This is a genomic window from Planococcus salinus (genome assembly GCF_003719725.1).
Taxonomy (GTDB): Bacteria; Bacillota; Bacilli; order Bacillales_A; family Planococcaceae; genus Planococcus; species Planococcus salinus.
This window is the reverse complement of record NZ_RIAX01000001.1, coordinates 155,489-174,779: the sequence shown is the minus strand read 5'-3', so window position 1 is coordinate 174,779 and position 19,291 is coordinate 155,489. Positions and strand designations below refer to the sequence as shown.

16 protein-coding genes and 1 other annotated feature are annotated in these 19,291 nt (G+C 48.6%); of the genes, 2 read left to right on the top strand and 14 right to left on the bottom strand.

From position 1 onward, the window contains the following. Position 1 precedes the first annotated feature (1 nt). The 6 genes from EEX84_RS00820 to EEX84_RS00795 form a co-directional block, all read right to left on the bottom strand. Positions 2 to 493 (bottom strand): hypothetical protein, encoded by a 492-nt coding sequence (locus EEX84_RS00820; RefSeq protein WP_123163679.1) that lies wholly within the window; start codon positions 491 to 493, stop codon positions 2 to 4. Between the two features lie 48 nt (positions 494 to 541). After that, on the bottom strand, positions 542 to 2,011 hold the full coding sequence (locus EEX84_RS00815; RefSeq protein WP_123163678.1) for a hypothetical protein: 1,470 nt from the start codon (positions 2,009 to 2,011) through the stop codon (positions 542 to 544). Then, positions 2,011 to 2,496 carry a prepilin-type N-terminal cleavage/methylation domain-containing protein gene (locus EEX84_RS00810; RefSeq protein WP_123163677.1) on the bottom strand — a complete coding sequence of 162 codons (486 nt, stop codon included), beginning with the start codon at positions 2,494 to 2,496 and terminating at the stop codon, positions 2,011 to 2,013. Before EEX84_RS00810 ends, EEX84_RS00815 begins: the two co-directional genes overlap by 1 nt. Beyond that, positions 2,493 to 3,059 carry a type IV pilus modification PilV family protein gene (locus EEX84_RS00805; protein WP_275669722.1) on the bottom strand — a complete coding sequence of 189 codons (567 nt, stop codon included), beginning with the start codon at positions 3,057 to 3,059 and terminating at the stop codon, positions 2,493 to 2,495. Before EEX84_RS00805 ends, EEX84_RS00810 begins: the two co-directional genes overlap by 4 nt. Positions 3,060 to 3,256: 197 nt before the next feature. Beyond that, a complete protein-coding gene (locus EEX84_RS00800; RefSeq protein WP_123163675.1) occupies positions 3,257 to 4,960 on the bottom strand; it encodes a sensor domain-containing diguanylate cyclase in 1,704 nt (567 codons plus the stop codon). Positions 4,961 to 5,001: 41 nt separating this feature from the next. Continuing rightward, entirely contained in the window at positions 5,002 to 6,183 is a 1,182-nt protein-coding gene (locus tag EEX84_RS00795; protein ID WP_123163674.1) for a bifunctional folylpolyglutamate synthase/dihydrofolate synthase, read from the bottom strand. A 71-nt stretch (positions 6,184 to 6,254) separates the two neighbouring features. Here EEX84_RS00795 and EEX84_RS00790 point away from each other — a divergent pair, with 71 nt between their 5' ends. Further along, positions 6,255 to 7,118, top strand: coding sequence for an ATP-grasp domain-containing protein (locus EEX84_RS00790; protein WP_123163673.1), 864 nt, complete (start codon positions 6,255 to 6,257; stop codon positions 7,116 to 7,118). Next, positions 7,115 to 7,909, top strand: a complete 795-nt coding sequence (locus tag EEX84_RS00785) for an ATP-grasp domain-containing protein (protein ID WP_123163672.1) — start codon at positions 7,115 to 7,117, stop codon at positions 7,907 to 7,909. Before EEX84_RS00790 ends, EEX84_RS00785 begins: the two co-directional genes overlap by 4 nt. A 513-nt stretch (positions 7,910 to 8,422) precedes the next feature. On the opposite strand, the gene EEX84_RS00780 is transcribed toward EEX84_RS00785, so the two are convergent. The 8 genes from EEX84_RS00780 to hemA all read right to left on the bottom strand — a co-directional run bounded on the left by EEX84_RS00780 (position 8,423) and on the right by hemA (position 19,182). Continuing rightward, positions 8,423 to 11,062, bottom strand: coding sequence for a valine--tRNA ligase (locus tag EEX84_RS00780; protein ID WP_123163671.1), 2,640 nt, complete (start codon positions 11,060 to 11,062; stop codon positions 8,423 to 8,425). Between the two features lie 369 nt (positions 11,063 to 11,431). Continuing rightward, positions 11,432 to 11,650, bottom strand: a binding site (T-box leader). Positions 11,651 to 11,671: 21 nt separating this feature from the next. Then, positions 11,672 to 12,721 (bottom strand): AbrB family transcriptional regulator, encoded by a 1,050-nt coding sequence (locus tag EEX84_RS00775; RefSeq protein ID WP_123163670.1) that lies wholly within the window; start codon positions 12,719 to 12,721, stop codon positions 11,672 to 11,674. Between the two features lie 266 nt (positions 12,722 to 12,987). Then, entirely contained in the window at positions 12,988 to 14,274 is a 1,287-nt protein-coding gene (gene hemL, locus EEX84_RS00770) for a glutamate-1-semialdehyde 2,1-aminomutase (protein ID WP_123163669.1), read from the bottom strand. Beyond that, complete coding sequence (hemB, locus tag EEX84_RS00765) at positions 14,275 to 15,255, bottom strand: porphobilinogen synthase (RefSeq protein WP_123163668.1); 981 nt, start codon at positions 15,253 to 15,255, stop codon at positions 14,275 to 14,277. A gap of 4 nt (positions 15,256 to 15,259) precedes the next feature. Further along, positions 15,260 to 15,952 carry a uroporphyrinogen-III synthase gene (locus EEX84_RS00760; protein WP_123163667.1) on the bottom strand — a complete coding sequence of 231 codons (693 nt, stop codon included), beginning with the start codon at positions 15,950 to 15,952 and terminating at the stop codon, positions 15,260 to 15,262. Continuing rightward, complete coding sequence (gene hemC / locus EEX84_RS00755; protein ID WP_123163666.1) at positions 15,945 to 16,874, bottom strand: hydroxymethylbilane synthase; 930 nt, start codon at positions 16,872 to 16,874, stop codon at positions 15,945 to 15,947. The genes EEX84_RS00760 and hemC overlap by 8 nt, the downstream gene beginning before the upstream one ends. Positions 16,875 to 16,892: 18 nt before the next feature. After that, positions 16,893 to 17,723, bottom strand: a complete 831-nt coding sequence (ccsA, locus tag EEX84_RS00750; RefSeq protein WP_123163665.1) for a cytochrome c biogenesis protein CcsA — start codon at positions 17,721 to 17,723, stop codon at positions 16,893 to 16,895. A gap of 85 nt (positions 17,724 to 17,808) precedes the next feature. Next, a complete protein-coding gene (hemA, locus tag EEX84_RS00745; protein WP_123163664.1) occupies positions 17,809 to 19,182 on the bottom strand; it encodes a glutamyl-tRNA reductase in 1,374 nt (457 codons plus the stop codon). Positions 19,183 to 19,291 lie beyond the last annotated feature (109 nt).

The window sequence follows — 19,291 nt, the reverse complement described above, 5'->3', positions numbered from 1 at the left end:
CTTAACGCTCCTCCCGGTCCGGATCGATCGACTCCATGCCGAAAGATGGTTTGATGGTGGTGTCTTCAACCGGCTGCTGGGAAGCCGGCTTGTCCTGAATGGTTGAGTCCTGAATCGTGTTGTCCGGAATTATCGTGTCTTCCATCGTATTGTTTTCAATCGTTTCGTCTTTCTGTAACTCGATGGCAGTTGCGCGCTCCGGTTCAGGCACGCTCCGGCGGGATTTCCGTTCTTCATGAAGACGCTGTTTTTCCGCCTGTTCTTTTTCCAGCAACTTCATGAACACGAGCGATACCAAAAGCGCCACTGCCACAATACCGAGCAGCACCATATGCCACGGGAAACTCATTTGCATAAATAGGCCCACCGCCGCTGCTGCCAGGCTTCCCCCGACAAACAGCATTTTTTTGACGAATGAAATCGATTTGAACAGAAAGTAAGGCAGCGCCAAAAGGATTGCTGCAAAAATGAGTAGAATAAGTAAGCGGACCATGTAAGTGCCTCCTGAAATGGGTCGGGATTTTAGAATTTCGTCTATTGCTTAGTATTCGACTTCGAAGTCGAAGCCGGTGTCAATGGCGTTTGGAACTGCTACGTCCGTCGGCATCGTTTGCATATCCTTTAACGAAACTCCACAATTCTGCAAAAATGACGTATATGTTTCTCCGCGTTTTACATAAACTTCAGTTCCGCGGTCTCTTCCCTTCTTATCAATCAAAGAAAATGTCTTATTTAGATCAGCGGAATAATAAATCAGCGATCCGCTGTTTGAAAATTGGAGTTCTCTCGAAAGACGATCCAAATCCGCTTGATTGATGCGATCGATATCGATGCATAGCCGCGAATAATTGTCGACTGTAAAATGTTTTCCCCATTGCAGTCTTGCATCGGTACCTTCTTCGTTTCCCAGAACCAAAAAATTGGTGTAGTACATGTTTTTGATATTATTGTCTACATCCAGCCCTTTAACGATTATGTTCTGTTTCACGCCATTTTTCCCTAAATTGATTAAGTTATTTCCGGTAGTTAATGTACCATCAATGATCAAATCGCCGTTCACAAAGTTATTCATATTATTGAAAGCACCTGCATCGTTTTGATCAACGACTAAGTTGATTCCTTCAAAATTCAAGTTATTGCAGTTATTGTCACATGCATAACTTCGGAAGTCCTGAGTGTAAACTCTGAAGTCTTCCGGATCAAAGCCCTTTTCTTTAATATCTTCAATAAAGGATGCCAAGCTTTCATTTACTTGGGCTGTGCACTCATATGGAGCTTCAGCCGTTCCAGCTTTCACTTCTTCGAGCAGCACACCGCATGATTTGGAGTTTGCAGCAAAACTGAAAATATCGTCATAAGTAAGGTCCTGATCTAAAGCGACAACGGCCGTATCTACTTTAATCGCTTCATTAGGATTCAAGAACGTGTCCGGCACTTCCACTGTAAAAGCAGAGAGAAGAGTATTAGGGGTCTCTTTAGAAGTTCCTTCGATCTTCATTTCTATCTCTATCGCCGTTAAATCTTCATTATCCGCCTTGAATTCAGTACTGCTGACTTCCTTTATTAAATAATTTATTTGTTCTTCTGAAAAAGGGGATTTTTTGTTGTTCGCTTCATTTTCCATAACCGTTATCGCGCTTTTCACTTTTTCCAGGTATAGTTTTCTCATTTCCCTGTCAATCTCTTGTTCCCAGCTGTCCCGTTCAGCTGCAGTGTCACAATCTTCACCGGTAGGCGGCTTAATACAGTCAATTAAACTATTCAATTTAATCTGAGTTTGTTCCAAAACAGTTTTTTTCACGCGCTCTATCTCCAATTCAAAATCTGCAGAATAATAAAGTACACCCATCTCAGCAGCAGCGACCGATTGGTTGGAAACATCAATCGTCTGTTCTTGTTGTGCATTGTTTAAAGAACCTGCAATAAAAGTCGCCGACAAGCCCAGGAATAATACCACCACCAAAAGTACAATGAGAAGCGCATATCCACGTTCATTAGTAAAATATTTCATCAGAGTTGAACTCCTCTCATTACCATGCTGGTCAAAATTCGGGTCAATGTAGTGGTAACGGTCACTTCATTATTGAGATTCTCAGGGTCTGCCACGATTAAAGAAACTTCCACATGAGCTTTTTTCGGCTCTATTTTCATATTGGGATCCAAATCGTCAAAATTGATGTCATTGACCGATCCATTGTAGCTGTAATTATTTGTCGTAATCCGTTCGAAACTTTCGCATGCGGTTTCCGTACATGTTTTCAATTCCAAATGGCCATCCTGGTAGCGCAGATAATAATGATCGCTCCGACGATGTTCATTCGTCAAAGTCGTCATGAGCAGAGTGGCTTCTTGCTGCAATTGTGTTTGGCTTGTTTCGATGGCACTGTGCTGAAAGCCAATTGATAACGCCGTCCATGCAAGCGTAGTTATAATCCCGACCAACGCAAGCACCGCAAGCAATTCAACTAAGGTTATCCCTTTTTGGTTTGATTTCACTCCGCCACACCTGAACTTTCAACGACAAATCTGATATATGAGTAAGTCTCACTGCTCATCTGATATGTGCCATCGGCTAAAGGCGGCGAATTATAAACTTTTAAATGTACTTTATATAATTGGCGCAAATCCAAATTATTGCATGACAGCGTTTCTTCGGTTTCATCTGACCAATAAGGTTCACAAGCACGATAAATATCCACTTCATAGAAATAGTCGTCACTTTTTGTATATCTGAGGTAATCGGAATTTTCTTCTTCTAATGCATATCCCATTTCTGGCATTTCAATTTCCATGGTTTTTCTGAACAAATTTTCTTCAGTATCGGTAAAAGCGGAAGAAACAGGCAAAGTTGTTCTCCATGTTTCTTCGGCAACGATTTTCGCCACCTCCTGCCTCGCCAAATTCATCGTATCAAGCTTGGTTTCGGTTTTAGCATTGAACACCGTCATTTGAGGGAAAATCGTCATGATGCCGACAAACAGAATACCGAGAACCACAAGTGCCGCCAGTACTTCGACCAACGTGAGACCCTGTTCATTCTTCGAATTAGCTTGAAGTATCGGATTCCTCCAGTATTTACCATATATTTTTAGTATTTCTACAAATTTATACTATTGTATCCTATTATTGCATGGTCGACACATTTCTGCATCGTTTTCTTGTAAGAAAAACTGTTCTTTTTCCTTTTATTTTTAACATGTTATGTGCATTTTGTAGGCAAAAAGGCTGCAGGAAGGTTTAACCCCTTCCTGCAGCCTTATTTGGCGTAAGCAGCGACTTTGTTTCGCCCTGCCTGTTTGGCACCGATATACAAGGCGCGGTCCGCGTTCCGGATTAGCGACATCGCTTCATCACTGTCTTCCGGTGCCGTGGAGACGCCGATGCTCAAGGTGATTTTCACTTTCAGAGTTTCACGTTCTTCGCCCAGATCGGATTGGATTTCGAATTCGGTGTCTTCTATCCGCTGCCGCAATTTTTCTGCAAACAGCAGTGTCAGGTCTTTGCCGTAGTCCGTGAACAATACGACAAACTCTTCACCGCCGTACCGGGCGACGGTTCCTTCGCTTCCGACTTCCTCTTTGATGATGCCTGCAAGCTGCACCAGAATGTCATTGCCGCTTTGATGGCCATATTCATCATTGATCGCTTTGAAATGGTCGATATCCATCATGACAAGCGACAGGTGCTCCAACTCCCCTGCATTCACCTGCTGCATGCAATCCGTCAGTTTTTCTTCCAAGTACCGGTAATTATACAATTTGGTCAGTCCGCAGCGTTCACTTTTGGCAATGGCAGTCTCGACATATTCTGCTTTTTCATGCGCTACAGCCAAATGCGTGCTGAGTATATCGAGGATTTTCAGCTGATGGGAGACAAACGCGTGTTTTTTCTTTGATGCTAACACAAGAACGCCTTCTGTATAATTATTCCGCGAGATTAACGTGGCCATCAAACTTTCGGCGCCTTCAGGGACATAATCCGCAATAATATGGTTCCATTGTTTCTTTTTATGGTAAATGACCGGCGTATCGGTGACCAGCACAAGACCCGCAATTCCTTTATTGTACCGAACCGGCGGCACTTTGAAAGATTGGAATTCCCCGTTCTCGAACATTCTCAGCATTTGAAGCTTTCCGTTCCGGTAATCCAGTATGTAGGCAAATTCTGCCCGGAACATGTGGGCCACTTTCAAAACGAATTGGTCCAGCACTTCGTCCACAGACAACCGTGCAGCCAATTGGTGGCCGATTGCCCCCGTCTTTTTCAAATCGTTATTGATTCGTTCCGAATTGTTATACATGCGCAGCAAAGCAGTCATCATCAGAAATGGGATGCCAAGCAGCAGAAGTGCTGGAAGGCCGATAAAGGCATTGGTTATGTACAGGGTGATGGCGTAGGGAAATACCAGGAAGGTGATGACGAAATCCCAGATCGTATCAATGGACAGGAAGCGTTTGTATTCGCCGATCAGCATACTGTAGACGTAAAGAAAAATGTGGTTAGCCACAATGTAGACGAGCTGATAGATCAAGCTGAAGTAAATGACGTGTAATAAGTCAAATGAACCGATATTACCGCCTGCCAATAAATAGGTAAACCCGGCTACAGCAGACAAGATGAAAAACATAAAGGAGTTGAACGGAAAACGAATGGAACGCGGGTCGTTGCTTCGGCTCCTGAACAACAGCACGATCATCGTCAATTGTGACAGCAGGATTTCAACGAAAATGCCATATTTCAAGAACACGGCAATGGTCACCCATTGGACAAGATACAGCGGCGTTCCGTTGATGGTCAACGGCATGAACGCGGTCAATACTGCTAATACGGAAAAAGCAATCAGTTCTGTTCCAAAAGGACCGGAAGGCGGGAAATAACGGTAAATCAAAAGCAGGCCGGGAGGGACAATTAATAACCATAGAGACCAAAGAATCACTTTCCTTTTAACCGTTACTTCCATGTCATGCCCCTCCTTTATGCATTTTTTATATCGACTTACTTTTATCCTTTTTTAAAATATGACCAATTGCGCTTCCGAATGTCTGTCAATAAATAGAGAGAACCTGTTACTATAGTCGCTTCATTTTCATTCAATACAGGTAATATATCATAACCATTTTGAATTGTCTTTATTTTACATTGATTTTCTTCAAATAATTTTTCAGCAGGCATCGCCCGTTCGTTGTCAAACTCCAGAAAAGTGAACCGGTCCCCTACAGTCTCCAGTTTACGTAATATACTTATGTAATCTTTATCTTTCAATAAACCCATGACAATATGGATTTTTTTATCGGGCAGCTGTTGCCGGATGGTCTCCACCAATGCTTCCGTACTTGCCGGATTATGGGCGCCGTCAAAAAACACATTGGGAACAACCTCTTCGAATCGATTCGGAATGGTGGCTTCAGACAACGCCTGCTCTGCTTTTTGCTCATCAAAATCCAGCAGCAGCAATTCTTTCGCTGCTTCCCACGCCAACCGCGCATTATGAAGCTGATGCGGCCCTTTCAGCTTCATCTCCACTTTGACAGGCTGTTTTGGCCGGATCAAATCGCTGTGAAGCCGGTTGGCTGTCTGCTCGATGACATTCCAGGCTTCCTCCGGCACATCGCCGACAATGACCGGTTTCCATTTTTTGATGATGCCGGCTTTATGCCGCGCAATTTCTTCCATGGTATCTCCGAGGAAATTTGTGTGTTCCATGGCGATGGTCGGAATGATTGCAACTTCCGGATTGATGACATTTGTACTGTCAAGAAGGCCGCCCATCCCCGCTTCGATGATGGCAATATCGGGCGCCTGCTGCTTGAAAAAGACGAATGCCGCCACCGTCAGCAGTTCAAAATCAGTCAGCGCTGTCTCGAGTGCAGCCAGTCTTTCCATGATGCTGTGCAGTTCCGCTTCAGGAATCGCTTGTCCGTCCAGCTGAATCTGGTCGTGCACGTCAACAATGGCCGGAGAATAGAAATGGCCGACTGTCCAGCCGTGTTCACGGAGAATTGCTCCCAGCAATGCCGCCGTTGACCCTTTGCCGTTGGTGCCGGCAATATGGACGAATTTCCCGGAACGATGAGGGTTGTTCAACTCCGCCAGTGCGGACGTAACGGCCTCAAGACCGGGTTTGATGTCATTGGCTGTTTGGATATTCCATTTTGTTTTGTATAATTCGAGTCCGTTAATCATTTTACGCCTTCTTTCCACATTAAACGTGATACACTTTTTGAGTATCATTATAGCACGAAGGTGGAATTGACATGACCAGTTGTTGGGTAATTTACAACGGAAGCCTGACTTCCGATAAATTTGCAGACCAGGCGCACCTGGTTGCAGAAGCGGCTGAACGCGCAGGAGTGACCGCTTCTATTATGAAGAATTATGAAGTGACGATGGATTTATCGTCGCCGATGGAGCTGCCGGATTTTGCGGTGCTGCTCGATAAGGATATTCTGCTCGGTTATTTTCTGAAAAGCCGCGGCGTTCCGGTGTATAACGATCCGGCAATCATCGACCTGTGTGACAACAAAGCCAAACAGTATATCCAACTGGCGGCGTGCGGCTTGCCGATGCCAAGAACGATTGTGGCACCGAAAGTGTATCCGAATTTCTCGATCCGTGATTCCGGCTATTTCGAACGCATCATCGAGGAGTTGTCATTTCCGATGATCATCAAAGAAGGCCATGGTTCGTTCGGCATGAAAGTGTATTTGATCGAAGACGAAAAGGCATTTTACGACAAAGTCGAGTCTCTTCGCGGCATCGATTTCGTCTTCCAGGAATTCATTGAGTCAAGCAGAGGCCGGGACATCCGCGTCAACATCGTCGGCGGCCGGATCGTGGCAGCGATGTACCGGCATTCGGAAACCGACTTCCGCGCCAACATCACCAACGGCGGACAGGCATCTCCCATCGAATTGACAGCGGCCCAAAGCCAGATGGCGTTAAGCGCCTCGCGTGCAGTCGGCGCCATTTTTGCCGGTGTCGACCTGCTGTTCGATGACCTGGAACAGCCCATCGTCTGCGAAGTCAATGCCGCAGCGCATATCCGCAACATCCTGAACGTCACCGGCATCAATGTGGCGGATTCGATGATTGCGTACATCCTGCAGGACCTGCGATGATTGTATTATACGAAACGGCCGCCGCCGAGCGGAATAAAGGGTTTATCGCGGAACTGCAGAAATTCCATCCGTTTAGGCTGGTTACGTGGGATGACTGGTCTGCGGATGGCTTGGAAAAACTGGCGGAGAAGTTGACGGAGTCGCTTGTCTTATTCCGTGCGCGGCGGCCGCAAGCAGCGCGTTTCCTGGAAAACCGCGGTATCCGTCTCGTGAACCGCGCGGAAGTCAACCGGATCGCCAACGACAAATGGCAGTTTTATCAATTATGCCTGCTGCTCGGCGTGCCGGTCACCCCGACCGCTAAACAGCCAGAGCAATTTCCATGCATCGCCAAAACAGTGGACGGCCATGGCGGTGAACAAGTGGTACAAGTGGAGTCGCCTGATGAGCTGCCGGATTTTGTGTCAGAGGTGATATTTCAGCCGATCATCGAACACACCGCCGATGTCCGCGCTTATGTCATCGGCGAAGAAGTCGTCGGTGCCGTGAAACGGCGTGCGGCATCTTCCGATTCGTTCAAATCCAATTACTCACTCGGCGGCACTGCCGAACGGTACACGCTGAGTGCCGCACAGGAAAAAGACGTCCTGCGCATCGCCCGCGCCTTAAAAAGCGATTACATCGGCATCGACTTTCTGCTGCTGCCGGACGGACTGCATCTGTTCAACGAAATCGAAGACCCCGTCGGCGCCCGGTCATTCTTTGAGACACACGAAGAAAACATTGCAGAGCTGCTGACTTTGCATTTGAAAAAACTGGAGAAGGATTATCCTTTTCGAGGAGACCAATAAAAAACTCTGCTTTCCAGTATTGGAATGGAGAAATTTTTGTTGAGGTGCGGAAACTTGGAAATAAGGTGCGAAACTTTTGCAGTGAAGTGCGATAAATCTAACATAGGGTGCGTTCAGCGATCAAACACCTCAAAAATTACTCCTTAACGAGCTGAACCCTTTTTTTCTATCAGAAGAAAGGGGGTTTTAGATTATCGAGAAACTTTCAGTGATTTAAATCAATTCCTATTTACTGATTTTTCTACAACTGAAATAAGTACTCGTAACTTATGAGTATATTCTTGTTTATGGAACGTTTACTAAGATATGGAGCAAAACAGCGTAGACTCCAGCGGGAGCAGTAAACGTGTTGGGCCACCAACACGTTTGCGATGAAGTGCTGAAATCCACTCGGGCGTCTAGCCCGAGTTAGTTCAGCGCAAGCCCGCAGGAAAGCGGAGCTGTTTTGCGGAATATCGATTTTCAACAAGAAAAACCCCGCCTTCCAATAATGGAAAGCGGGGTTTTCTGTTCTTACAAATTCTTCAATTCTTCAATACGCTTTTCAACCGTCGCGTGCTTTTCCAGGTAATCGGCTTGTTTCGCACGTTCTTCGGCAACAACCGCTTCCGGTGCTTTGGACACAAAGCGTTCGTTCGACAGTTTGCCTTGTACGAGCTTCACTTCTTTCGCCCATTTGTCGAGTTCTTTGTTCAAACGCGCCAGTTCCGCTTCCACGTCGATCAAGCCTTCAAGCGGCATGAACAATTCAGCGCCGGATACTACAGCGGACATCGATTTTTCCGGTGCTTCGATGTTTTGGCCAATCGTCAATGTTTCCGGATTGCAGAAACGTTCGATATAGGCTGCGTTCGATTCCAGAATGGCGTGGACGTTTTCGTCTTTCGCTGAAATTGTCAACGGCACTTTTTTGCTCATCGGCGACTGCACTTCCGCACGAATTGTGCGGACGGCACGGATGATGTCGACCAGCAGCTTCATGCTTTCCGATTCACCTTCGTTCGACAGGCTGTCATCCACTTGCGGCCAGGCGGCAACCGTAATCGACTCGCCCTGGTGCGGCAGGTTCTGCCAGATTTCCTCTGTGATGAACGGCATGAACGGATGCAATAGGCGCATCGTGTGATCGAGCACGTAAGCAAGAACGGAACGCGTCATTTTCTTCGCATCTTCGTCTTCCCCGTACAACGGCAATTTCGCCATTTCGATGTACCAGTCACAGAAATCATCCCAGATGAAGTTATAGAGCTGGCGGCCCACTTCCCCGAATTCGTATTTCTCGGCGAGCGTCGTCACTTGTTCGATTGTCTCATTTAAACGGGTCAAAATCCATGAATCGGCAACTGAACGTTTGCCGGAAAGGTCGATTTGATCGTAAGTCATGCCTTCCATGTTCATCAAGGCAAAGCGTGACGCGTTCCAGATTTTATTGGCAAAATTCCAGACGCTTTCGACTTTTTCCATCGAGAAACGAAGGTCCTGTCCCGGACTTGATGCCGTTGCCAGGAAATAGCGCAGCGAATCCGCTCCGTATTCCTCGATCACGTCCATCGGGTCGACGCCATTGCCGAGTGATTTCGACATTTTACGGCCTTCCGCGTCGCGCACGAGACCATGGATCAGGACGTCTTTGAAGGGTCTTTCGCCGGTGAATTCGAGACCTTGGAAAATCATCCGGGACACCCAGAAATTAATGATATCGTAGCCCGTCACAAGTGCGTCTGTCGGGTAATACCGCTTCAGCTCTTCGCTGTCTTCCGGCCAGCCAAGCGTCGAAAATGGCCACAACGCAGATGAGAACCACGTATCGAGTACGTCTTCATCCTGCGTCCAGTTTTCCGCATCTGCAGGTGCTTCATGGCCTACGTAAATTTCGCCTGTTTCGTTGTGGTACCAGGCCGGAATCTGATGACCCCACCACAATTGACGCGAAATGCACCAGTCACGGATGTTTTCCATCCAGTGCAGATACGTTTTCTCAAAGCGTTCTGGGACGAAATTGACGCCCGTTTCGTCTTTTTGGGCCTGGACGGATTTTGCCGCCAAAGGCTGCATGTCGACAAACCATTGCGTCGACAAATACGGCTCAACCACTGCCCCGCTGCGCTCGGAATGCCCGACCGAATGCAAATGCTCTTCAATTTTGAATAAAACATCCATGTCCTGCAAGTCTTTGATGATTTGTTTGCGGCATTCGAAACGGTCCATGCCTTCATATTTTCCGGCATTTTCATTCATCGTGCCGTCTTCGTTCATGATCAGGACGCGCTCCAGGTTATGGCGGTTACCGATTTCAAAGTCATTCGGGTCGTGTGCAGGCGTGATTTTCACTGCGCCGCTGCCGAATTCCATATCCACATAATCGTCCGCTACAATTTCCATTTCGCGGCCGATGATCGGCAGCGTCACCGTTTTGCCGATCAGGTGCTGGTAGCGTTCGTCTTTCGGATGAACCGCGACCGCCGTATCCCCGAGCATCGTTTCCGGACGGGTCGTAGCGATTTCGATATGGCCGCTGCCGTCCGTGAGCGGGTAGCGCATATGATAGAATGCGCCCTGTACATCTTTATAGATTACTTCGATATCCGAGATCGCCGTTTTTGTTGCCGGATCCCAGTTGATGATGTATTTGCCGCGGTAGATGAGCTTTTTCTCATACAGTTTCACGAACACTTCGCGCACCGCTTTTGACAGGCCTTCATCCATCGTAAAGCGCTCACGGGAATAATCAAGCCCCAGGCCAAGCTTCGACCATTGCTGGCGGATATGGCCGGCATATTCCTCTTTCCATTTCCACGATTCCTCCAAAAACGCCTCGCGCCCTAAATCATAGCGTGAACGCCCTTCTTCTTTCAGCTTGCCTTCCACTTTCGCCTGTGTCGCGATTCCGGCATGGTCCATTCCCGGAAGCCACAATGCATCGTATCCCTGCATCCGTTTCATGCGGGTCAGAATATCCTGCAGCGTCGTATCCCAGGCGTGGCCAAGGTGCAGCCTCCCTGTCACGTTCGGCGGCGGAATCACGATGGTATAAGGTGTTTTGTCACTCGTCGGCTGGGCCTCGAAAAATTTTCCATCCACCCACCAGTCATAACGGCCTTTCTCAACCGTCTGTGGGTCATACTTAGTCGGCATTTGCGTTTGTTCAGTCATTGAAATTCCTCCTTAATTATTATGTACTATATAAGTTGAACTAATGAATTGTAGTCGGATGAAATCGCTCCAGGCGGACGCTTTCCGCGGGCACGGCTTCTGCCGCTTCCCTCGCTACGCTCAGTCCAGTGGCTCCAGCTCGTGCTGTTCCCGCTGGAGTCGCCGCCTTCCGCTCTTTCATCTAAGAAGTAGCTAAGATATGGAGCAAAACAGCTGCGACGCCTGCGGGAAAGCGAGACGGCCGAGACCCCACAGGGAGCGAAGCGACTGAGGAGGCTTGGACGCGAGCCCGCGGCAAGCGCAGCTGTTTTGCGGAATATCAGCTCTCCCTTTTAACAGAACCCGCACAATAAAAAAACTCCTGTCGTCTTAAAGGACGAAGGAGTTGTTCGCGGTACCACCTTTATACACAGGCCCAAATAAGCCCGGCTCTCAAGTTCGATAACGGATTTCGCATCCGGTCTCCGCTACTCGATTCACGGAAACTGCTCCGAGGTGACATTCAAATGCTGTCCATGAAAACCTCCCACCAAACGGCTTCCTCTCTGAAATGCACATACATCCTACTATCCTCTTCAACGCAATGGTATATGGTTGAATCTATTGTACTCAATTTGCCGTTTTAGCGTCAAGTTTTTTCACAATATAAGCAACCGCCGGGGCTGCAATCAGCAGCACAAAAAACAGCCGAAACAATTGGAAGCTCGTGATCAACGCCACATCGCCACCTGTTTCCAGCGCCGTAATGGTCATTTCCGCCATACCGCCCGGTGCCGCGCTCAAAAAGAAATCTAGAAACAAATACGCCGGCAGCCAGTTTACTAATATATACGCAAGAATTGCCGTAAATCCGATGAGCAGAAAATTATTGACCAGAATGGCGGACGCCAGCCGGACATTTAGTTTCTCCCGCAGATCCTGCATCTGCAGGCCGAGGTGGGCACCAACCAGCACCTGGGCGCCGTTGATCAGCAGCGGCGGCAGATTGACCAGCTGTTCGCCTGTAAACGTCTGCACAATCGCCAGTACGAGTATCGGCGCCAGCATTTCCGCGGCCGGAAAATGGACGCGTTTCATTCCCGCGTAAATGGCTGCACCCAACACAAAAGCGACGCCGAAATGAAGCGGCGAAAACGAAAAAAAGGTCTCTTCGATTTCGGAAGCACTTCTTCCAGAAAGAAAGGTCGTGAAAAAAGGAATCGTCGTGACGACCAGGAAAATCCGGATGGTCTGCATCATCGACACAACCGTCATATTGGCGGTTTTCACTTCCTCCGAAATCAACACCATCTGCGACAAGCCACCCGGCATCGAACCCAGCAGGCTTGTCGCCAGACTCTCGTTGGCCATTTTCCGGAACAGGAACCCCAACAGCAGCGCCATCGTCACCACCGCCACCGACATGAACGCCATATAAGGCAAGTCGACCCACATCAGCAGTACGGAATCCCGTGTAAAAGAAGACCCCATCTGCATGCCAAGCACCAGCAGCCCGATAATGCGAAGAGTATTCGGCCAGCGGAATTCCAGGGAAGTAAACTGGTTCAGCAGCAAAAGCGCCAGCAAGGGTCCGAGCAGCCACGGCAGGAACATGCCGAGCCGTTCGAAAAGAAACCCTGCCGACACAGCGATCAATGCAGTTCGTAATAGAATATACATGGCGTTCCAACTTTCGTGAGACGAAATAAGTAGTTACTATTTTACACGAAAAATTAACCGCGCGCAGAATTTATTTAACCTGTGAAGCCGGATGGACTCTGCTGTGAGCGGTTTTCGGCCTGTCATGGGCAGTAGATGTGGTCCTATGAGCAGTCATCGCCTCTCAATGATCATACAAGCCATTCTATGATCACTCGGCCGTTTTACGGCAATAAAAAAGCCGAAAAAACTGGGATTCCAGCTTTTTCGGCGCTTCTTCATCTTAATCAGCGTGCAAGTTGTGCAAAAACAGCATGGAATGCTTCCACCGTTTTGGCGATATGCGCTTCTGTGTGGGCAGTCGACAGGAACATGCCTTCAAACTGGGAAGGCGGCAGGAATATGCCCTGCTCTGCCATCAAGCGATAATACTCAGCGAATAATTGCGTATCCGATGTTTGCGCGGACGCGAAATCGACCACTTCTTCATTCGTGAAAAAGAAACCGATCATCGAACCGGCACGGTTGATCGTGTGCGGGATGTTGTATTTTTCCGCCGCTTCGCGGAACCCCTGCTCCAACTGGTCGCCGCGTTTAACGAATGTCTCATAGGATTCTTCCGTCAGGCGGGACAGCGTTTCATATCCGGCCGTCATTGCCAGCGGATTGCCCGACAGCGTGCCGGCCTGGTAAATCGATCCGCTCGGTGCGACTTGCTGCATGATTTCACGTTTGCCGCCGAATGCTCCTACCGGCAGGCCGCCGCCGATCACTTTTCCGAGACATGTCATGTCCGGTGTGATGCCGAAATGGCCCTGTGCACAGGTATAGCCGACGCGGAACCCGGTCATCACTTCATCAAAGATCAAGATTGTGCCGTTTTCGTGTGTCAGATTGCGCAGTTCCTGCAAAAACCCTTCTTTTGGAGGCACAACACCCATATTGCCGGCAACCGGCTCCACGATGACTGCTGCCAAATCGTCACCGTATTCCTGGAATACGTGGCGCACACTTTCCAGATCATTATACGGCACCGTTATGGTATTGCGCGCCACCGATTCCGGAACGCCCGGTGAGTCCGGCAAGCCGAGTGTCGCGACGCCGGATCCCGCTTTGATCAGCAGGCTGTCGCCGTGGCCGTGGTAGCAGCCTTCAAATTTCAGGATTTTATTGCGGCCGGTATAGCCGCGCGCCACACGAAGGGCACTCATCGTCGCTTCTGTACCAGATGAAACCATGCGCACCATTTCAATGGAAGGCACTCGTTCCATGACGATTTTCGCCAATTCGTTTTCGATCAATGTCGGCGCTCCGAATGAAGTGCCGGAAACCGCCACTTCCTGGATCGCTTTGACAACGTCCGGTTGGGCATGCCCCAAAATCAGCGGCCCCCAAGACAGAACATAGTCGATATACGTATTGCCGTCGATATCGGTGATGGTGGCACCACTGCCAGAAGACATGAAAATCGGATCCATATTGACCGATTTGAACGCGCGGACGGGGCTGTTAACGCCGCCGGGCATCAATTTTTTCGCTTCTGTGAATGCTGCATTCGAATTTTCGTAAGCCATTTATTTCCCCTCCAACCAGCGTGCTGCGTCTTTTGCATGATAAGTTAAGATGATGTCCGCTCCAGCGCGCTTCATGCTCAATAAGGTTTCCAGAACAATCTGCTTTTCGTCCACCCAGCCGTTTAATGCGGCTGCTTTGACCATCGCATATTCGCCGGACACATTGTAGGCCACAATCGGCAAGTCGTAATTGTCGCGGACTTCACGCACGATGTCCAGATACGACAATGCCGGTTTAACGATCAGGTAATCCGCACCTTCTTCAATGTCAGAAGCCGCTTCACGCAATGCTTCCAGGCGATTGGCCGGATCCATCTGATAAGTTTTGCGGTCGCCGAACTGAGGCGTTGAGTGCGCCGCTTCACGGAACGGGCCGTAATAGGCGGATGAATATTTCACGGCATAGGACATGATCGGAATGTTATGGAAGCCTGCCTGGTCAAGACCGAAACGGATCGCTGCCACAAAGCCGTCCATCATATTTGATGGTGCGATAATATCTGCCCCTGCTTTCGCCTGGGACACAGCCGTACGGGCCAATAGATCCAATGTCTCGTCATTCAGGATAACGCCGTTTTCGATGACGCCGCAATGGCCGTGGTCCGTGTATTGGCACAGGCACGTATCTGCAATGACCACAAGATCCGGATGGCGTTCTTTGGCAAAACGGATCGCTTCCTGCGTGATCCCGTGATCATGATAAGCTTGAGAACCGACCGCGTCTTTTTCATTCGGCACGCCGAACAAGATGACGGAAGGAATGCCGAGCTCCACTACTTCATCCAGTTCTGCACCCAGATTGTCGAGGGAATAATGATAAACGCCGGGCATCGACGAAATTTCTTCTTTGACGTTTTCTCCTTCCACCACGAAAATCGGGTAGATAAAATCTTCTTTATGCAAGCTGGTTTCGCGGACCATTGCCCGCAAATTGGCCGAACCGCGCAGACGGCGGTGGCGATTGAATTGTAAATCAGTCATTCGGTTAACTTCCTTTCGCTATTTCGTTTATTACATCCAGATAGGTGTATCGTTCCGGAATCCAGTCGACGTGGCCGCCGTTTCGGACAATCGCATGCTCTGTGACGTGTCCGATCGCCGCCACCCGGATTCCCTCCCAGTTGCCTCCCGCCTGGCAATAAGCCGCTACCGCGGAAGGACTGGCAAAGATGACGATGCAATTTTTCATGGCAATAAGCTTTTTCGCGTTATCGAGTTTCAGCAAGGTTTCATACACTGTCCACTCATCCACTTCCAAAGGCATGGAGGTGATGGTGTCTTTGGCCAATGAACCTCTGACAAACAAACAGCGCGCGTTTCCGGCAACCGCGGGGAATTCTTCCACAAACCGGTCCGCACTGAAAACAGTCGGCTTAAAATCAATCTCGTACCCATATTGTTTAAGGGTTTCAGCTGTTTTGTCGCCGACTGCCGCAATGCGTGCCGAAACATTTTCAGCTAATTGGCCGAACGCTTCTGCACTGTTGCGGCTGGTGAAGATCAGCCAGTCATAAGCTTTGAAATCCGGCTGCTCGCTGTCGCATAACGAGGTTTCGATCAGCGGCAAATAGATGGCTTTGCCGCCCAATCGCCCGACCAGTTTCACAGCTTCCTGCGGTTTGTTCGAGCCGGTAAAAACGATGGTTCGATCATTCAGCGGTGCGTCATGCTCATACATTGCTCTCAGCTTTGACGCGCTGAATCAAGTCATAGCCGCCCTGTGCGCTGATTTTTTCTGCTACAATGCGTCCCGCTTCAATCGGGTCACGGCTGACAATGGATTCTCTGTACACCTGATCGGCTTCAGGTGAAGTGATCAATCCGGTGAACGAAATTTCACTGTCGTTGACTGTGGCATATCCGGCAATCGGCACTTGGCAGCTGCCATCCATATCCTTCAGGAACTTGCGCTCAGCGTTCACAGCAAGCGCCGTTTTTTCATCATGGACTTTTGCCAATTCCTCCAGCAATTCGGTATCGTCTTCACGACACTCAATACCCAGGGCACCTTGTCCGATTGCCGGCAGGCAGTCATCCACATCGAGGAACTCAGTGACGATATCGTCTTTCCAGCCCATCCGTTTCAAACCGGCAGCCGCCAAAATGATGGCATCAAAATTCTCGTCTTTCAACTTCGCCAGGCGTGTGTCGATGTTGCCGCGGATCCATTGGATTTCAAGGTCCGGACGCAGCATCAGCAGCTGTGAACTGCGGCGCAGGCTGCTCGTTCCAACCACTGCCCCTACCGGCAGTTCCATAAGTTTCACATGATCGTTTGAAATGAATGCATCGCGCGGGTCTTCGCGTTCCGGGATACAGCCGATAACAAACCCTTCCGGAAGGACCGACGGCATGTCTTTCATACTGTGGACGGCGAAATCGATTTCTTCATCACGCAGCGCCTGTTCAATTTCTTTGACGAACAAGCCTTTGCCGCCGACTTTTGACAACGTGACATCCACAATGCGGTCGCCTTTCGTGACGATTTCTTTTATTTCGAATTCAAACGGCGCGCCTGCCGCTTTCATCTTGTCGATAAACTGATTGGTTTGTGTCAACGCAAGCTTGCTTCTTCTCGAACCTACAATAATTTTTCTCAAAATGAATCCTACCTTTCTTTAATACCAAAAATGAAAATCAGATAAACGGCTTCCCAAAAAGAAATTGACGAGCAGCAGCAAAAACGCATAGCCGTGCGCCATGGCATAGGACATGCCGTTCAACGAACCTCTGCGGTGGCGGTATAAAATCACACTGTAGACAACCAGCAGAACGAACGAGCCGACAATCTTCATGTCCAGCAGCGAAAATTGCGACAGGGTGGTGTACGCCCACTGCAGTCCGAGGACGAGTGAAATAAACAACAACGGAATGCCCGTCAGTATGGAGATGGTCATTCCAAGCTGCGCCTGTCCGAGTGACGGCAGGCTGCTCCATTGCCGGGTCCATTTTTTCCGTTTGAGGAGCCTGTACAAAATCACGTGCAATGCCGAAAAAACGAATGACACCGAAAAGGCAACATACGACAAAATCGCAAACGTGATATGTATGAACAATAATTCCGAAACGAGCGTTTCCCCGACCGGTGAACGCTCGATCTGCACCGGGGCAAATGTATGGATGGTCATAAAAATAAAGCCGATGATGTTGATGAAAAATACCGCAAAGTCAAAGCGGTAGAATATGCGCAGCACGATTGACAGAGTGACAAGCAGCCAGGCATAAAAGTAAATCCCTTCAAACAACGTCAGGATCGGAAAACGTCTCGTTTCCAGTATATAAAACACCAGAAAGACAGTCTGCATCAGCCATACGACACCGAGCAGGGACATCGCGATCCGGCTGGCCCTTTTCTCTTTATATAAATAATCAATAAAATAAAAAACAAGGCTGACAGCGTATAGTACAACCATAGCTTCATGCAGCCTTGCCATCGTTATATCAGCCATCCTATTCCCCTTCATTTCCAAAATTAAAGGCGCTTCCGCATCTACATTTTAACATATAGATTCGAAAACGCCTCTGTCAGAACGATTAAAATGAATAGCCGGGAACTTCTTGCTTCTGTTGTTTTGTCTGCGCCGCCTGTTTTCCAGCATTCGCTTTTGCAGAGCTCATCTGTTTTTCGGCTTCTGCCTGCGCTTCTTCTTCAATCCCGAAAATCTGCTGGAACAACTCCAGTTGTTCACGTGATTTTGGCGAACCTGCCAATTCTTTCGCCTGCAAAATCGGATCTTTCAACAATTGGTTGATGATCGATTTTGTATGTTTGTTGAGAATCTTTTTCTCACGGTCTGTAAGGTCCGGCATTTTGTTCTCGATGCTGGCCATCGTCTCGGCCTGTATGCCGAGCGCTTTTTGACGCAGTGCCGAAATGACCGGAACCACACCCAGAGTCGTCAACCAGTCGTTGAACTGGACGGTCTCCTGATTAATCATTGCCACAATCTGTTCAGCTGCACGTTCGCGTTCAGCCAGATTCGCTTCGACGATTCCCTGCATATCATCGATATCATATAAGAACACATTTTCCAGATCGCCGATTTGCGGATCCATATCGCGCGGTACAGCAATGTCGACCAGGAACAATGGTTTGCCTTTGCGCAGTTTTTCCACAAACTGCATCAGTTCCAGATCGATCACGTAATTCGTGGCGGCCGTGGAAGAAATCAGAATATCCGCTTCCAGCAATGCACATTGCAGTTGATTCATCGGTTTTGCCTGTCCGCCGAAACTTTCTGCCAACACTTCCGCTTTCTCAAATGTGCGGTTGATGACAGTGATTTTGTTGGCGCCGCTGCCCTGCAGGTTTTTGATGGCCAATTCGCCCATCTTGCCGGCACCCAGAATGACAACATGCTTGTTTTTCAAAGAACCGAAAATCTTTTTGCCGAGCTCTACTGCCGCATACGAAACAGACACCGCGTTCTCGCCGATTGCCGTTTCCGAATGCGCTTTTTTGGCAAGTGTCACAGCCTGCTTGAACAGCTGGTTGAACACCGTACCTGTTGTACCGTGCTCCTGTCCGGCCAGGAAGCTGCTTTTGACTTGGCCAAGAATCTGCGTTTCGCCCAGTACCATCGAATCGATGCCCGCTGTCACGCGGAATAAATGTTCAACCGCTTCATCTTTTTCATGGATGAATAAGTACTGGGAAAAGGATTCCTGCGGCATGCCAAAATAGTCCGCCAGAAATTGCTTCACATAGTAGCGTCCTGTGTGAAGCTGGTCGACCACCGCATAGATCTCCGTCCGGTTGCACGTCGATACGATGACATCCTCCAATATGCTTTTTTGCTCTTTTAATGCCTGCATCGCCTGCGGAAGCTCCGCTTCGATAAACGACAGTTTTTCGCGGATCTCCACTGGGGCAGAGCGGTAGTTCACCCCGACTACTAATGTATGCATGGGTCCAAAACACCTTTCACGTTCAATATTTCCTCTATAAAAGTATACCACTATTCATGGCACATAAGCCTTTGAATTTGTGAACAAGCCATGAAAAACACTTATTTGG